The organism is Bacillus sp. ISL-4 (assembly GCF_018613275.1).
In the GTDB taxonomy this organism is placed as follows: Bacteria; Bacillota; Bacilli; order Bacillales; family DSM-1321; genus Peribacillus; species Peribacillus simplex_E.
On sequence record NZ_JAGGQN010000040.1, the window covers coordinates 21,973 to 38,617 of the forward strand.

15 protein-coding genes are annotated in these 16,645 nt (G+C 40.2%); 1 reads left to right on the forward strand and 14 read right to left on the reverse strand.

Annotated elements, in window-relative coordinates; all coding sequences use genetic code 11:
• Window positions 1-12 precede the first annotated feature (12 nt).
• From essB to J7J00_RS21755, 4 genes are all read right to left on the reverse strand, one after another.
• Entirely contained in the window at window positions 13-1,344 is a 1,332-nt protein-coding gene (gene essB / locus J7J00_RS21740; RefSeq protein ID WP_214794536.1) for a type VII secretion protein EssB, read from the reverse strand.
• Between the two features lie 71 nt (window positions 1,345-1,415).
• Window positions 1,416-1,655, reverse strand: coding sequence for an ESX secretion system protein YukD (gene yukD, locus J7J00_RS21745; RefSeq protein WP_053537134.1), 240 nt, complete (start codon window positions 1,653-1,655; stop codon window positions 1,416-1,418).
• A gap of 96 nt (window positions 1,656-1,751) precedes the next feature.
• Window positions 1,752-2,042: a WXG100 family type VII secretion target gene (locus J7J00_RS21750; protein WP_034306171.1), complete on the reverse strand. Its 291-nt coding sequence runs from the start codon at window positions 2,040-2,042 to the stop codon at window positions 1,752-1,754.
• 551 nt (window positions 2,043-2,593) lie between these two features.
• On the reverse strand, window positions 2,594-3,508 hold the full coding sequence (locus J7J00_RS21755; protein WP_214794538.1) for a nucleoside hydrolase: 915 nt from the start codon (window positions 3,506-3,508) through the stop codon (window positions 2,594-2,596).
• 380 nt (window positions 3,509-3,888) lie between these two features.
• Here J7J00_RS21755 and J7J00_RS21760 point away from each other — a divergent pair, with 380 nt between their 5' ends.
• The gene (locus tag J7J00_RS21760; protein ID WP_214794540.1) at window positions 3,889-4,071 is read left to right on the forward strand and encodes a hypothetical protein; all 183 of its coding nucleotides are present in this window, start codon (window positions 3,889-3,891) and stop codon (window positions 4,069-4,071) included.
• 376 nt (window positions 4,072-4,447) lie between these two features.
• Here J7J00_RS21760 and cuyA read toward each other — a convergent pair whose 3' ends face one another.
• From cuyA to J7J00_RS21805, 10 genes are all read right to left on the reverse strand, one after another.
• Window positions 4,448-5,443, reverse strand: a complete 996-nt coding sequence (gene cuyA, locus J7J00_RS21765) for a D-cysteate sulfo-lyase (RefSeq protein ID WP_214794542.1) — start codon at window positions 5,441-5,443, stop codon at window positions 4,448-4,450.
• Between the two features lie 93 nt (window positions 5,444-5,536).
• Window positions 5,537-5,914, reverse strand: a complete 378-nt coding sequence (locus tag J7J00_RS21770; RefSeq protein WP_098373527.1) for a RidA family protein — start codon at window positions 5,912-5,914, stop codon at window positions 5,537-5,539.
• Between the two features lie 97 nt (window positions 5,915-6,011).
• Complete coding sequence (locus tag J7J00_RS21775; protein WP_214794544.1) at window positions 6,012-7,490, reverse strand: amino acid permease; 1,479 nt, start codon at window positions 7,488-7,490, stop codon at window positions 6,012-6,014.
• Window positions 7,491-7,708: 218 nt separating this feature from the next.
• On the reverse strand, window positions 7,709-9,154 hold the full coding sequence (locus J7J00_RS21780) for a sigma-54 interaction domain-containing protein (protein WP_214794546.1): 1,446 nt from the start codon (window positions 9,152-9,154) through the stop codon (window positions 7,709-7,711).
• A 63-nt stretch (window positions 9,155-9,217) separates the two neighbouring features.
• Complete coding sequence (locus J7J00_RS21785; RefSeq protein WP_214794548.1) at window positions 9,218-10,393, reverse strand: MalY/PatB family protein; 1,176 nt, start codon at window positions 10,391-10,393, stop codon at window positions 9,218-9,220.
• Between the two features lie 237 nt (window positions 10,394-10,630).
• Window positions 10,631-12,034: an MBL fold metallo-hydrolase gene (locus J7J00_RS21790; RefSeq protein ID WP_214794550.1), complete on the reverse strand. Its 1,404-nt coding sequence runs from the start codon at window positions 12,032-12,034 to the stop codon at window positions 10,631-10,633.
• A gap of 59 nt (window positions 12,035-12,093) precedes the next feature.
• Window positions 12,094-13,302 (reverse strand): FAD/NAD(P)-binding oxidoreductase, encoded by a 1,209-nt coding sequence (locus J7J00_RS21795; RefSeq protein ID WP_214794552.1) that lies wholly within the window; start codon window positions 13,300-13,302, stop codon window positions 12,094-12,096.
• A 487-nt stretch (window positions 13,303-13,789) separates the two neighbouring features.
• The gene (locus J7J00_RS21800) at window positions 13,790-14,134 is read right to left on the reverse strand and encodes a thioredoxin family protein (RefSeq protein WP_214794554.1); all 345 of its coding nucleotides are present in this window, start codon (window positions 14,132-14,134) and stop codon (window positions 13,790-13,792) included.
• A gap of 14 nt (window positions 14,135-14,148) precedes the next feature.
• Window positions 14,149-14,271 (reverse strand): hypothetical protein, encoded by a 123-nt coding sequence (locus J7J00_RS28960; RefSeq protein ID WP_396020597.1) that lies wholly within the window; start codon window positions 14,269-14,271, stop codon window positions 14,149-14,151.
• A 642-nt stretch (window positions 14,272-14,913) separates the two neighbouring features.
• The gene (locus J7J00_RS21805) at window positions 14,914-16,641 is read right to left on the reverse strand and encodes a glycine betaine ABC transporter substrate-binding protein (RefSeq protein ID WP_214794555.1); all 1,728 of its coding nucleotides are present in this window, start codon (window positions 16,639-16,641) and stop codon (window positions 14,914-14,916) included.
• Window positions 16,642-16,645 lie beyond the last annotated feature (4 nt).

Here is a 16,645-nt window from a genome sequence, read left to right on the forward strand (position 1 = left end):
AAGGCACAATGCTCACTCTTTGCTTTTCTCTTTTTCTTCAGATGATTTATTGGAGGAATCCTTAGAAGCAGATTCCTTTTCCGCTTTTTCTTTTACAGCAGGTTTTGCTTCCGCTGCGCCTTTATCCTCTATATTGGACTCTGTTGCAGGCTGGTTTTGATCTTCCTGTTCCTCCATTTGCTTTTGCAATTCCTTTATTTCCTTTTCATATTCGGACAACTCTGTATCGATTTCTTTAATTTGTGTTTCCTTTTCTTCCCCAGAAAGTTTATCGTCCAACTTTAACTGTTCTTTCTGGTTTACCAGCCCATACATAATCAATTCGCGATCCTCCATGATTCTCGCCAAATCGATCGCGTCCTCACTCATGCCCCTTCCTATATAAATCCAATATAGGAGATACTGACTATCCGTTTGCAATGTGATTGCATTTTCTACATTTTTCCTAGCTACTCCCTCCAACGGTTCATAGGTGACGTAGGACTTCGCCAGTTCATACTGAACGACATACGGCATTTTTTTCGGATCATAGTTTTCCAAACGGTCAATGACTTCACTATATTTTTGTTTTAAGAAGCTTTCACCGCTTTCTACATATGCCTCCTGCTTAGGTTGGGAGAAGAATAGTGTGTAAATCGTGAACAACAGCAGTGGCACTAGAACGATCACCGTACCCCAAAGTGTATAACGGCCCGTTTTCCATTTCTTTTCAGGGATATGCACAAATGCTTTTTCTTCCTTCTCTAAAGCTTCTATCCGAGTTTGAATGAGAGTAGAAAGTTCATCCCAAGTCCCCGATGCCAATATACTTTGTGATTCGTTCGATAGTTTTAGTGTTTTATGGTAAAGCAAATACTCTTCGAATGTATACTGCCCATCCACAAGCGCCGAAATCGTTGCCTTCGTTTCTTTAAATAGCTCATCTTGATCATGCTCATAAGGAGGCAAACTGTCTTTTACGCCATAATGCAGGAAATATGGGGCCAAGCTTGAATCAAAAACGATATTTTCTGGACAGACGACTAGTTGCAGGCGACTCAATTCATGATTCCTGATTTTCTTCAAGATTTGATAAGACGATAACCATCTACTCAATGGATTTTTATCTTTAGCTTTGGAAAAAACAAAAAAAGAGGCTGGTGGATTTACTCTGATCTGCACCTCGTCCTCTGTCACTTCTATATGTTTCTGGAGAGCATCATCCGCTTCATGAATAAGCTGTAATTCCAGTGGGTCCTGCATCGATAGTTTTGCCCGTTGGAAAACGAACGAATGCCCCTTATCATCCTTCATCATTGCAGCTTCTGTTTTTTTCTCCAGATATGAGGATTTTTTCTCATCCATTTTATGTAACTCCTTTACCCCTGCTAAAGGGCTTTAGACTTTTTTCCTATAAAGAGTCCACACTTAATCCATTAGAGGATCTCAAGGCGGTCCCCCGTCGTAATTCCGCTATCAAGCAGGGTTTCATAACCTGAACATACGAACTCTTTATTCTGGACCCGCACCCAATAGCCTTCTTTAGGTGCACTGGCAATATCCTTTACCTGCCATATTATTTCCACAACCTTCTTGATGGAGCGGTAATTCGACACTTGCAAATCAAACACTTCCCCTGTATACCTGTTTAAATCGATCGTCAGTTGAATATATATGGAAACCACCTCTTTTAAAGCAAAAAAACACCACGATCTTCATAAAGAGTCGCGGCGCTTTTTCCTAGAAAATTCTTTATCTCATTGACCTAATGATTATCCGCGAATTTGACTAGCAATCTGATTATCTGTGTCTTCAAGGATTTGAGCTGATTTATTCAATTGTTGAGAAACTTCATTCAACAAACGAGCCATATCCATGAATGAGGGCTTTAATTCTTCGTACTGACCTACGAAAGCCTCACTGGAAGAACCTTCCCAAATACCAGTTAAATGATCTCTCATTCTATCTAAACGACCAATCATATCCGTTACTTGTTGGCTCTCATTATCATATTGTCTAGCTACATCTTTCAGTTCTGAAGGTGTTACACGAATTTGTGACATAGAAAAAATCCTCCTTTTATCTTATATAGTACATTTTAATAGAACCATACATTTTCTGCCATATAAATAAGCGCAAAGTCGAAAAATGGTAAATTATGATTATGGAAAAAAACCTAAATATGGCATTATGAAAGTCTATGTACCTGTTTCCCCAAATATTTAAACCCTTTTTTTAATTAATTTTTAACTTTTTACTTTTTTATGGTAAAAAAGGTTCCTTATACCCAATATTTTTGAACCATTATCCAATAATATGGTTTACACCATAATAATAGTGACTTTAGAACTTCTTTTCTAGGAAATTAATCAAACGTTTGATTAAAGTCTGAAAATCAAATGTTTCCATACTGTTCGCCTTTATAATTGATTCAATCCCAAATCATTCAAAAATGGACATCCGAATGAATAGGGGACATTTTTTTGCAAAGATATATTGTCCTGACTCCGCTTTTTTCGGCCAATCACTCACTTCAGCTACAGCAAGAATACGTCATATAGCGGGAATCGGTATATCAATTATACTTAATACATGATTCAATTATGTTGCTTGATCAAATAACCCGTTCCAAAAAATGTTTCAAAAACCGAGCACTTTCCACATTCGTACAGACGCGGATTCTAGGTTCGCCATCCTCTTGACCAATTGTCCTGCCTGTTTCCTCACCCTCTGTTACCACCTTGACGTTCATCCATTCTGTATTCACAAAACTTGAATCAATCGCAACCCCGACAGCAAGCGGATCGTGAAGGGCGCAACCGCCCAATCCTGGGTGGGAGTTTTCATATGCTTTCATATAATAATCGGTCATTTCCGCTAAAAATTTGGCGCTTTCCTTACCAGTGGCACGCCAATCATCAAGATTCGATTTCAACAAATATGTTTGGAGTGTCACATCAAGCCCCACTAGGGTGATTGGCAGTCCTGAAGCAAATACCTGATCAGCTGCTTCAGGATCTGATATTATGTTCGCTTCAGCATAGGGCGTTACATTTCCTGGTACGTTTACGGCACCGCCCATAATAACGACTTCTTTTACTAAGGACATGATCGTTGGGGATTTTTTAATCGCCAATGCGATGTTAGTCAGTGGTCCAACTGCAATAATCGTAATTTCATGCGGTCTGCTTTTCACTTGATCGATAATGAAATCTGCTGCATTTCCTTGTGATGCTTTGATGGTTGGTTCAAACTGGAGAGTATTTCCTAACCCGTCTTCCCCATGAACATGTTTCGGATATTTCTTCTTCCTTCCGCGCACCAAAGTTTGGTCAGCACCTTCAAAAACCGGAATACGCCTGTTTAATTTCTCCAAAACAGCAAGTGTATTGCGGGTCGATTCAACAACGGGCACGTTACCGAAGCAAGTGGTGAATCCGAGCACTTCCAATTCCGGAGAATTTAAAGCATATGCCATTGCCATGGCATCATCAATCCCAGTATCAACATCAAATATGATTGGTTTCAATATTTCCACACCTTCCAAAATCACTTTTTGAGAGCTTTTTCAATAGAGAAATAACAAATTGATTGCCTTCACTTTTCTCTTTCTTATGTATCATGAAACACTGTTTTCCAACTGAATTTTAACATTCAACGATAGGCAATTCCACAGAAAGTTAGGAATACTCTTAATTCGCAAACAAATGACAATGCCAGCTGCTTCTTGTATCTACCTGTAATAATAGTTGACCTCTCATAAATATCAATGATATAAAAAGTGAAAAGAAGAAGTTCTATCTTAGTAGTGACCAATCCTTTTCAACTTGTTCAATGCTATTACGTCTACTACAAAAGCAGTTATGAATACACGCGTTACGAATTTATGATATCCAAGGTGGAAAAAGGATGAAAATGTTTAAGTTGATTGAAGATGTTCCTTCTGCGTATAAAAAAGGAACAAAATTCTTTTTAATATCACATTCAGAATTCATTGGCGTGAAAAGTTATGTATTACTGGCTGAAGATTTGAAAGGAAAGATCGAAGTAACGGAAGAGGAATTGAGGATTAAATTCGTTTCCATACATTGATTTAAAAAGCTCCATTTGGTTAAGCTGGAAGCTGCTTAGCCAAATGGAGCTTTTCCTTTCCAAGTCGCTGGTATTGAACCAGCGACTGAAAAAAACTGAATATGCGGAAGGAAAGGACATGTATGGTTAATGTTTTCTTAAAAACTATGATTCTAATGAGGCGGAAATTTTCATCATATTCTATCCCACAGCAGGAGAAAGCATTGTTAAAGTCTGTACCAAATCAGATGAATTTCATTCATATACTATTTGGTATGGCTCCATGGGGCTGATTCTATATATCTCTTTCAAATAAATCCATCTTAGAATCAGAAGCTCCTTTGCCTTCTATTTTATTGTTTTTTGATTCACACTATCGCCATATCATAATCAAATTTCAATTAAAGAGAGAAGTATTGGCGTATAACGATGAAGCTCCACCAGAGTGAACAAATAGAATGTTATCCTCAGGCTTAAAGGTGCCTTTTTGTATTAAATCGATGAGTCCCGCTGCCGCTTTACCCGTATATACTGGATCCAGCAAAATCCCTTCCGTTCTTGCCATTAGCTTGACTGCTTCCACCATTTCAGGTGTAGGCAAAGCATAACCCGGTCCGACATACTCATCAATGCACGTAACAGCCTCACGAGGAATTGCATTTGAAATGCCGATGTGTGCTAAAGTTTCTTTAACTAGCTGATAAACTTTCTCTTCTTGTTCTGCTTTTCCTCTGCTTACGTTTATTCCAATTACTGATATTCCACTTTGGTTTCCATGAAATCCGGCCACCAAACCAGCATGCATTCCACCGCTGCCACTTACACAAATAACTGCTTTCAAATCAATCCCTTGGTCAAAGGACTGTGCCAAGATCTCCTGTGCGCATGCAACATATCCCGTTGCACCAATGACATTCGATCCCCCAACCGGAATGATGTACGGGCTATGTCCTTTCTCTGATACCTCTTTAGCCACTTTCTGCATTTCTTGCATTAAGTCCGCTCCATTAGGGACAACTATAATTTGGTCAGCCCCCAATAAATGATAGAGAAAATAGTTGCCGTTAAAATCCGGCTCTGAATTTTTTGAAAGTCCCTCTTCCAACACAAGGATGCATTTCATTTTCTCTTTAACGGCAGCAGCTATTGTCAAGCGGCAATGATTTGATTGAATGCCTCCACATGTAATCAACGTATCCGCGCCTTTTTCCAATGCATCGGCAACAAGGAATTCCAGTTTTCTTGTTTTATTTCCCCCAGCCGTCAGACCAAGCATATCGTCTCGTTTAAGATAAATAGAAGGACCACCAAGAACTTCGGAAAAATGATGTAATTTCTCAATGGGTGTATCTGTTGGTGTATATCGCTGTCTAGGAAATTGTGCTAAATTCATTTTTAAAACTCCTCTTGATATTTTCTGTTTAAGACTAGCCATATTACATTAAAGAAAATTGAATATCAATCTTCCCTTTTCAATTATATATAATTAAATAATAGCCACCGCTTCTATTTCAATAAAAGCATCTTTAGGTAAACGAGCAACTTCAACCGCACTTCTTGCCGGATAATTATCAGGGAAAAACTCTCCATATACTTGATTCATCACGGCAAAGTGATTCATATCACTTAAAAAAACCGTTGTTTTTATTACCTGCTGTAAGCTTGATCCCGCCGCTTCTATCACTTTCTTAAGATTCTCCAATGACACCCTTGTTTGCTCCTCAATATTATCAGGCATTTCTCCAGTTTCAGTCTGAATTGGAAGCTGCCCTGAAGTATACACTACATTTCCTGCCTTAATACCTTGTGAATAAGGACCGATAGCCTTGGGAGCTTCATTGGTTATGATTGTTTCTTTTATCATATAAACCACCTCTTTTTTTTAAAATCCTATTAAAAAACGGAATTGAATTTAATTTCCCTTAAAATTAAACGCTTACATTCAACACAAGCCTTCCCTCTTATTCTTTGCGCTCAAAATCACACTCCATTAGTGGAACCATTTTTGTTTTCTTAATGATTTTATAACCAAGCCAGAGAAGCAAGAAAATAGGAAGACCTATATACGTCGCTATAATTTCCGCCCAGCTAATTTGATCTCCGTAAAAAAGAGTCTGCCCAAAAATGAAAACCACAAAAAATAACAGCGTGATAACTGGGCCCAGCGGGTACCATTTGGCTTTAAACGGCAATTCATTTAGATCTCTGCCTTGGGCTACATAGGCCTTACGGAAGCGGTAATGACTAACGGCAATCCCGAACCATTTGATAAATCCGGTAAGGGCTGAAGCATTTACCAACCAAATAAAAACTGAACCATTTCCAAAAAGGGAAGCCAAAAAAGAGGCAAGTCCTATAAAAGCAGTTGTACAAAGGGCCCACATGGGAATTCCCCTCCTGTTAAGCCTTGCAAAGATTCGTGGTGCCTTTCCTTCTTTCGCTAGTGCCCATAGCATACGTGAAGAAGCATACATTGCTGAATTTGCTGCGGATAAAACAGATGTAAGAAGCACTGCATTCATGACGGACGCAGCAAATGCCAACCCAGCTCTCTGAAGAACTAGAGTGAAGGGGCTGATAGATACATTTTGAACGCCTGATTTAAGCAGGTTTGGATCCGTATAAGGAATAATCAAACCGATAATAAAGATCGTCAGCACGTAGAAAATAAGGATTCGCCAGAAGATTGACCGAATCGCTTTCGGTACGTTTTTCGATGGATTTTCGGTTTCACCGGCTGCCGTTGCAATCACCTCAGTTCCCTGGAACGCAAAGCCCGCGATGAGCACTACACTAAAGATAGATACAAGCCCGCCATGGAAAGGAGCATCTCCTTGGGTATAGTTACTGAACCCGACCGCATGTCCTCCCATAATTCCAAAAATCATGGCAACCCCAATAACGAGAAATACGATGATCGAGATGACCTTAATGCCGGCAAACCAGTATTCACTTTCCCCATATGCCTTGACTGATAAAACATTTAAGATTAGCAACAAACCCAGAAATAGTGCACTCCACAATATAGAAGGTGAGTCCGGAAACCAATACTTCATAATAAGAGTAGAGGCCACCAAATCTGCAGGAACCGTTATCGCGGTTGTATACCAATAGTTCCAACCTAACGCAAAGCCTAACGCAGGATCAATATACTTTGAGGCATAGATGTCAAAGGCCCCTGGGACCGGTAAGAAGGCCGATAGCTCTCCTAAACTATTCATGACAAAATAGACCATGATTCCTACCAGAATGTATGCAGCAAGCGCTCCCCCCGGCCCCGCAGTGCTAATCGTCGATCCGCTGGATACAAACAAACCAGTTCCAATAGCGCCACCTATAGCCATCATCGTTAAATGTCTGGATTGCAGCTTCCTTTGTAATGATCCTTTTGAATTTCGCTCTTCTAGGGTGTTACTAATCTCTGCTTCTAATTTCCCCATAGAGTATCCCCCTTTTTACTCATCGTTAAAATACAATTTGTATGCTGGCTCATCTTGTTGTTCTTTTGAAAAATTTCTTCATTGAAATATTTTTATAATTTTCTGTCAACTAGTAAAATACCTCTACCTTCCGCTTTTATCCCCTCCTCTCAAATTCAGACGAGAAAATGCTATAAGCACTCTCCCGCATTAATTTTACTTGAGTAAAATAGATGAAGTTAACATAATTTATACTTTTCCAACTTGCGATATAGAGTAGACAGGCTAATCTGCAGTTCCCTGGCAATCTGTTCTTTATCATCTCGATATTTTTCAGCCAGGAAATAGCTCTGGATTACGTCCTTTTCGTATTCTGAAATCATTTGTTCTAAGCTTAATCCACTGCACTCAACAGAGAGATGATCCTGTTGAAAGAGATAGTCAGGTAAATCTTGAAAGCCCACAATATCCGATTCGGCCATATTGACCATATATTCTACGGCATTTTCCAATTGCCGTATATTCCCAGGCCAATCATAACGAATAAGCCATCGCTCCAGCATGGGGTCAAGTCTCAGTGGACTCCTTTGCATGATCATACAATGTTTATGAATGAAATGTTCTAGATACAAAGCAATATCATCACGCCGCTCTTTCAAGGGTTTGGTATGGAGAGGGAGGACATTGAGACGATAATATAAATCCTCGCGAAAAGTTCCGTTTTTCACCATTTCCTCCAGGTTGCGGTGAGTGGCTGCAATCACCCGTACATTAATCTCGATTGCTTTATTACCACCTATTCTTTCAATCTCTTTTTCCTGTAAAACCCGTAATAACTTTGGCTGCAAGAAAAGCGGCATATCTCCAATTTCATCAAGAAAAATGGTTCCGTTGTGCGCTAATTCGAATTTCCCCATTTTCCCATTCCGCCTTGAGCCAGTAAATGATCCGCCCTCGTATCCAAACAATTCACTTTCTAACAAGCTTTCAGGTATGGCAGCGCAATTAACTGCTACAAATGAATGCATTCGGCGCTTGCTTTCAAAATGAATCGCCTTAGCTAATAATTCCTTCCCCGTACCGCTATCTCCCCTAATCAACACAGTGGATGGGCTGTTTACAATCCTTTTTGCTTTTTTAATAACATCTTGAAGCCCGGAATCTTTACCAAGAATGTTTTCAAAGGTAATAGATTTCGTAGGTATCGGTATATCTTCTTGAATTTTGCACCCCTGTTCTTTACCAAGGTCCAGCATTGCTAATTTATTGACTAACAATGTACTAACATTGCGTAAAAACTGTATCAGATTCTCTGATTCTATAATCATTTTCTCCTTTTGTTCAAGGGAAAAACCAATCATGCCGATGACGCCAACCGGTTTGTCTTGCTTTACAATAGGAAACCCGATAGTCGCGAGTTCTTTGCATTGTTTCACGAATTTACAACTCCTACATTGCGACTCATTTTTTTTTACATCGTAAACCACTCCAGGCTCCCCTGTTTCCAATATCATTCTGAAAAAGGAGCCTTCCGGAGCCGTTTTGCCAATGAGGTCTTTATAGTAGCCGGTTCCGCTAATGCGAACGCCCTTTTCATCAAGCACCGTTATATCCAGCCCAAGGATTCCTGCCGTGTTCTCAGCGTAATCTTGAATAAACTGTTGTATGCCGATAAAGCCTGTCATATTATCCTCCTCTGCTATAGCGCTATATGAAATAATGTATTAATTTTATAATAAAATAAAATTCTACGCTTTGCACAAAGAGGAAACAGCTTTTTCAATGCCACCCAACGCATTTTTCAACATCGAACGCGGGCAAGCGATATTAAGTCGCATAAACCCTTCTCCTTCCATACCGAAGATCTGCCCTTCATTCATTGCAACCCTTGCTCGGCGCAACATAAATTGATCCATTTCTTCAACTCCCAAGTCCCGGCAATCAAGCCATACAAGGTATGAGCCTTCAGGCTGAATGACTTTGATTTGCGGGATGTTTTTGCTGAAGTAACTCAGAGTGAACTCCAGATTCCCCTGCAAATATTCAAGGAGCTGATCCAACCATTCTTCTCCATAGCGGTATGCAGCCTCTAACGCAACAACGCCAAATATGTTCGGCGAACCAATGGATAATGTATTAAGTTCTTGATCATACCTTTCACGGAGTTGCTGGTTTGGAATAATGATACTTGACGTCTGCACACCCATTAGGTTAAAAGTTTTGCTTGGAGCAATGCAGGTAAGAGAATGGTTCGCAAACTCTTCTGAAATAGAGGCAAAAGGAATATGGGTATGTGTTTTATAAACAAAGTCAAAGTGAATTTCATCTGCGACAACGAGAATATTGTGCTTCATACAAAGCTGCCCCAGTCTCGTCAATTCTTCTCTGCTCCATACCCTTCCTATTGGGTTATGGGGACTACATAGGATCAACATTTTCACTTTTGAATCCATCTTTGCCTCTAGGTCTTCGAAATCTATTGAATAACGCCCATTTTCAAGCTTAAGCGGGTTGTTTACAATTTCACGGCCGTTCGCTTGGATCACACGGGCAAAATGATGGTAAACAGGCGGTTGGATAATAATCTTGTCCCCTGTCTGCGTGAAGGACTGAATCGCCAACGATAGGGCTGGAATCACACCTGGGCTGTGGGTAATCCATTCTTTCTCAACGGACCATCGATGTCTTCTTTTCAGCCAACCAACAATGGATTCTATATATGATTCCGGTCTAAGCATGTAGCCATATACACCGTGGGCCACACGTTGTTCCAATGCATCGATGACTGGTTGCGGAGACTTAAAATCCATATCCGCCACCCACATCGGAATAACATCCTTTACGCCAAATTGATTTTCAAGATTATCCCACTTTTCACAGGCAGTACCCAGTCGATGGATTTCATGGTCAAAATTATATTTCATCGAGTATCTCTCCTTCTCATGTTTGCTTGTGTATCCTGCCTTTTATATAAGCAATTGTCATGCCAACTCATTTCTCTTATAAAATCTCCTTATTTTCATAAAATATCTTATTTGAATTCCCTAATAACGCGGTCTTTTTTTAAAACCCCTTCATCCTAAGCATTAGCACTTTTGCAATGTTAGGAAATATTTTCTTATAGATGATAAAATCAAAACATTCATTAAGATTCCTGTGGGTCACAAATTCTTCCGTTTCCTCCATTCCTCATAACCACCTACAAGGCTTTGTACTTCTTTAAAACCATGAACTTGCAGAAGGCTTGCGGCGATGGCTGATCTTCCTCCGGTTTTGCAATAAACCAAAATTGGTTTATCATGTGGAAGTTTAGGTGCCTGTTCTTGTAAATGGCCAAGCATGACATGATTAGCTTGTGGAAAATGGCCTTCTTTCCATTCGGCCATGCTTCGGACATCTAGCACATATATGCTTTCTGTTTGTATTGCGTCATCGATCATGTCCATTGTCACTTCTTCATATTTCATAATATGTGAATCAGATTCGCCAGCCTGCTCAATGATATATGAATCCAATGTTGCTATGACGCGATCCAACCCAATGGACTGGAGATCTTTCACAATATCTGCAACATCATCATTGCTTGCCAGAAGATATATAGGCAAGTCATAATCCAACAGCCACCCCGCCCACGTTACAAATGATTTATTATATGGAATATTAATTGTGCCTCGTATATGCTTGGTGGCAAATTCACTGGCCGGACGCGTATCCAAGACTATTCCCTGTTCCGTCCACTCCTGCACAGTATCTATTGACCCCACCATTGGGAGTGGTGCTGCTATCCTTCGGATTTGTTGCGCTCCATCTTTATTCAACCGCTTCATCATTGAAAAATAAGGGGGTGCCTCAGGCTGCCCAGCCAACAGCGCTTCAACAAAGAGATTTTCATCATTATATTGCAGTGCCCAATTTGTCCGTTTTTCATAGCCGATGGTTGACGACGGGATCGCACCTAGCGCTTTACCACAGGCACTGCCCGCACCATGCCCTGGCCATACTTGCAAATAATCTGGAAAGTTTTTAAATTGTTGCAATGACCGATACATCATGCGTGCCATTTTTTCTGAGGAACCATGTACCCCTACGGCTTTTTCTAATAAGTCTGGACGCCCCACATCACCGACAAATATAAAATCCCCGGTAAATATGCCAAGTGGCTCCGCACCCCCATCTGTTACGAGCAGCGATATATGCTCAGGTGTGTGTCCTGGCGTATGTACCACCTCAAAATGGATATTTCCAATGGCAAATACATCTCCATTTCTCAGAAAGCCGTGGTCATACCCAGTTGCGTATTCATATTTCCAGTCCGGCCTTCCTTCATCAGACAAATACAATGTCGTTTCAAGCCTGGAAGCCAGCTCCAGCGAACCAGACAAAAAATCGGCATGGATGTGTGTTTCCGTTACGCCCACAATCCTCACACCATGTGCTCTTGCCGTTTTTATATAAGGTTCTATATTACGTGACGGATCGACAATGATCGCTTCACCGGTAGCCTGACACCCCACAAGGTATGAAGCTTGAGCCAGTTTCTCATCATAAAAATACTTCAATAGCATAAATCTTTCTCCTTTCAAGCACCTCGGATACTTTTGTTTTGTTAAGGCTATCAACGTTTTTACATCTTTCCTTTAAGCATTCCGTTCCAATACATAATGGGAAGCAAGTTTTTCTTCAATAAATACATACTGAACCTCTCACGGGATTGATCGATTGGAAAGGTTTCTTGCGGCTGTAAATCATAATTGAACTCAGCCAGGATAAGCCGCCCATATCCGGTAACAAGCGGACATGATGTATAGCCGTCATATTTATGAACCATAAGTTTGGCACACATCCGATGAAGCAAATTTTGCACAAGCACGGGCGCTTGTTTGCGAATCGCAGCCCCCGTTTTCGACGTAGGCAGGTTTGTACAATCCCCTATCCCAAATACATTGTCATAGTGTTGATGCTGAAGTGTATATTTGTCCACATTCAGCCACCCATTACTTGCCGCGAGCGAACTATTCTTGATAAAATCAGGAGCGCTCATCGGTGGTACCACATGTATCATGTCATATTGCATATTCACGCGCTCTTCTGTGTTCAGGTTTTCAAATGTCGCTCGCTTCTTGTCACCATCAATTTCAACAAGATGATGCATAAAATATGTCTCTATTTCTTTTCGTTCAATTACTTTATTTAGTGCCTGTTCATATTTTTTCACATTGAATATGGATGGGTTCCCTGAAACAAAAATAACCGAAGATTGCTCGCGAACTCCTGATTTTCTGAAATAGTCTTCTGCCATATACATAATCTTTTGAGGAGCCCCACCGCATTTTACCGGCGTGTTCGGATTGGTGAAAATGGAAGTACCCCCCTTGAAGTTTCTGATCGCCTCCCATGTGCCATCAACATAATCATAAGAGTAATTACTACATACCCCATTCTTTCCAATACTCTCTTTTAAACCTTTGATTTTATGCCAGTCAATTTGAATCCCGGCTGCGACAACTAGGTATTCGTAGTGTAATTTCTTTCCGGATGCTGTTACAACAACATTTTCATCGGGCTCAAATGTGTTAACCGCATCCTGTACCCACACGGCTCCGTTCGGAATTACGGATGCTTCCTCCCTTTGTGTCACAGTTTTGTCAGCTTCGCCAGCTCCTACAAGTGTCCATAATGGCTGATAATAATGTTTCGTGGCAGGGTCAATGATGGCAATGTTTCCGCTCAGAGTGCGAGATTCACGCAGGAGACGAGCTGCAACCGTAATTCCGGCACTGCCCCCTCCTACAATCAAAATTTTGTAATGTGTCTCATTCTTTATATTTGCCATTCTAATCTCCTCATCTCAATTTTATAAAGTAGCTCGCCAATCTAACACTTCAGCATTTATGATTAGCATGTAAATGGAGACCAACATAACATCACGGAAAATACATAATGGAGCGTACGCTCTGTTTGCTTAAGAGCACTGCCAGCCAAGTTCCGACTGTTCCGCCGACAACTCCCCCTCCAACAAATGCGAGCATAATCTCTTAAAGCAAAAAAGTTATATTAAAAGTTATATATTCTTCTCTTCTAGCCCTAAACGCTGTATAGTTCCTATGCAATAAATAAGTTGATAAAACCGATGATTTTTTGAATATATTTCCAATAAATGTTGAGTAACTACTCAATATTTATTGGCTTCAGATTAATGCGGGTCTCTGATTAACGTTACAAAGTAGAGCAGCTCTAATTAAGTTTCAGTATTGGATTTGTATGGAAGCTGCACCGAATCTTTTTTGATAGGCGCCCTCCAATTAAATACTAGTAAATGATTATCTTTTTAATTTTCCACTTTCTTCTACGATTTGATTGAGAAACTGTTCAACCTCTTCCTGGCTTTTTCCGATTTTACTTACAAAGCGATTAAGTTCCTTCCCTTCTTGAAAAGCAATAAAGCTTGGGATGCCATACACATCTAGCTTCTCTAATAGTTCCGGAAAATGGTCTCGATTTACTGCAATCATATCTATTTTTTCTATATACGTTTCTTCTACAATTGGCATGAATAAATTGGTATTCTGACAGTCTGGGCACCATTCAACATAAAATTTGGCAACAACTGGTTTTGTTGATAAAATCGCCTCGTCAAACTCTTGCATAGTTTTGATCTCTTTCATAATTACAATCCTCCCTATATTTTGTTCTCAATGTTATACTGATTGTCTCCATTACTTGATCGCTCTTGCATCAAGATATCTTTCGCAATCCAGAGCAGCCATACAACCACTTCCTGCAGCAGTAATTGCTTGGCCATATTTATGATCTTGAACATCCCTGCAGGTAAATACTCCAGGAATATTTGTTTGTACCAGGAATCGCGATGATATATTCCCTATCGTCCGTAAATTGATCCACATCCACCGAGCAAACAGAATCCGACAATAGTTCCTGAAACAATGGAGAGGAGTACTTGAATTGTTGTCATTCTCTCCGAGACTCTTACCAACAAAGCTGAATAGTTGGCTATTCAGCTCTCCCTCCTTTCTTGATTTACTCTTATTTATATAAGCAAAAACCATGCCAACTTATTTCTCCTTTAAAACGGCTTGGTTTACACACCCCACACTTATAAATTCTCAATTTTGCCACCATTCCCCTTAAAAAGACTTTCTCATCAAGCTTTATGACTTCTTAGGGATGGGAACTACTTTTGCACCTGTAATAAAATCAACTTGTATAAAATGGTTCTTTAACATATCGGTTAACAAGAATTTTCATATTCGCTTCTGTTAACTGAAATAGGATACATAAACAATGTTAATGTGTTACTTCTGATGAAAGAAAAAATCTCCTTCAATTTATTAAATCTTTTCCACTTTTTTGCCATAGAAAAATCCCCTCCCATTTAAAATAAAAAAACGCGGGAATTTCATCTCTGAAATTCCCGCGTTTTTCTTTATTTCAAGTCTTCAATCGAATCAATATCGACGTAATCCGGTACGACCAGACCAAGCTTTGTTCCTTTTAAGTTTGGTCCAAGGTCAACGATATCATCTTTATACTTATTATAGTATTCAAGATGTGTTCCCGGGAGCCATGCAGCTACCATTGCGTCCGCACTTCCGTTTGCTACACCAGCAAACATTGGCCCTACTTCGACCTGACTCAATGTTACATCATAGCCATTCTGCTCCAGTACCTTGCCAATCACATTCGTACTGGCAATTTCAGTGTCCCAAGCAACATAAACCAGTTTGATTTTTTCACCATTTCCTGATTCAGCACCTTTGGTCCATTCGGATACTTTGTCCTGATTTTCCTTTATCCATTTTTCTGCTGCTTCTGAAGGAGACATACCTTCAGTAACTTTGACCATTACATCTTCCATATCTTTAGTATCCCAGAAGAATTGATCAAGAATTTTATAAGCGCCAGGGGCATCTTGTTCAAGGCCTTTTCTGGCAATCGAATTAATATTTTCAGCCTTGCCGAAGGATTCATTCGGATCTTCGAGATATTTCAAGTCATATTTCGAGAACATCCAATGCGGTGACCATCCTGTAACGACGATTGGTTCCTTTTTAGCAATTGCTTTTTTCAATTCTGCAACCATCGCTGCCGATGACCCTTCAACCACTTTCCAATCATCCAGCTTATAATCATCTATAGCCGTTTTAGTCAACTTCATTATTCCTGCTCCAGGTTCGATTCCGATGATTTCATAATTGGCCTTGGCAGCAAGACTGTTTTCATCCCCGTTCACAGCTTTTTCTTTTGTAAAAGTACCGAATAGTGCAGTACCCACAACAAGTAAAGCCAATATTGTAAAAATGATTTTCCTGCTAACGATATGTTCGTAAGCTGGTTTACGAAGGTTTTGCGTGATACGATCTAAAATGATTGCAATGATTACGATGGATAATCCTGCTTCAAATCCTTGCCCCACATTAATTTGGCTGACAGCCCTGTAGACATCAGCCCCAAGTCCGGGTGCTCCAACCAATGAGGCTGTAACGACCATTGACAGTGCGAGCATGATGCTTTGGTTAACTCCTGCCATGATCGTTGGAGTAGCCAATGGTATTTGTACCTTGAATAACTTTTGGCTGCTGGTTGAACCAAAAGCATCCGATGCCTCGATCAAATCATTAGGCACTTCCTGAATCCCAAGATTGGTCATTCGGATTGTCGGTGCGATAGCGAAAATGAATGACGCAATGATCCCAGGCACTACCCCTATTCCAAAGAATAATATCGAAGGAATCAAATAAACGAATGCAGGCATCGTTTGCATGAAATCCAAGATCGGGGTTACTATACTGCGCACGGTTTTATTTTGGGCACACCATATTCCGATCGGTATCCCGATCACTATCGTTAAAGCTCCTGACAATATAACGATTGCCAGAGTTTGGATGCTTGATTCCCAATAACCCAGATTTTCAATCAATAGTAAGCTGATGAATGCAAATACTCCCAATGGCCATCTGCTTGTATAAGTAACGAGAAGGGTCAGGACGATGATTAAAACGATCGAAGGTCCTGCACTCATTACATCGACCAAGATATTCAATAGACCCTCGATTACATTCGTAATAAATGTAAATAATCCAGCAAATACAATAGTTATCCAATCCACTAAAGAATCGACCCAAGCTCCTAGTGGGATTTTCGGCATATTCATTGAA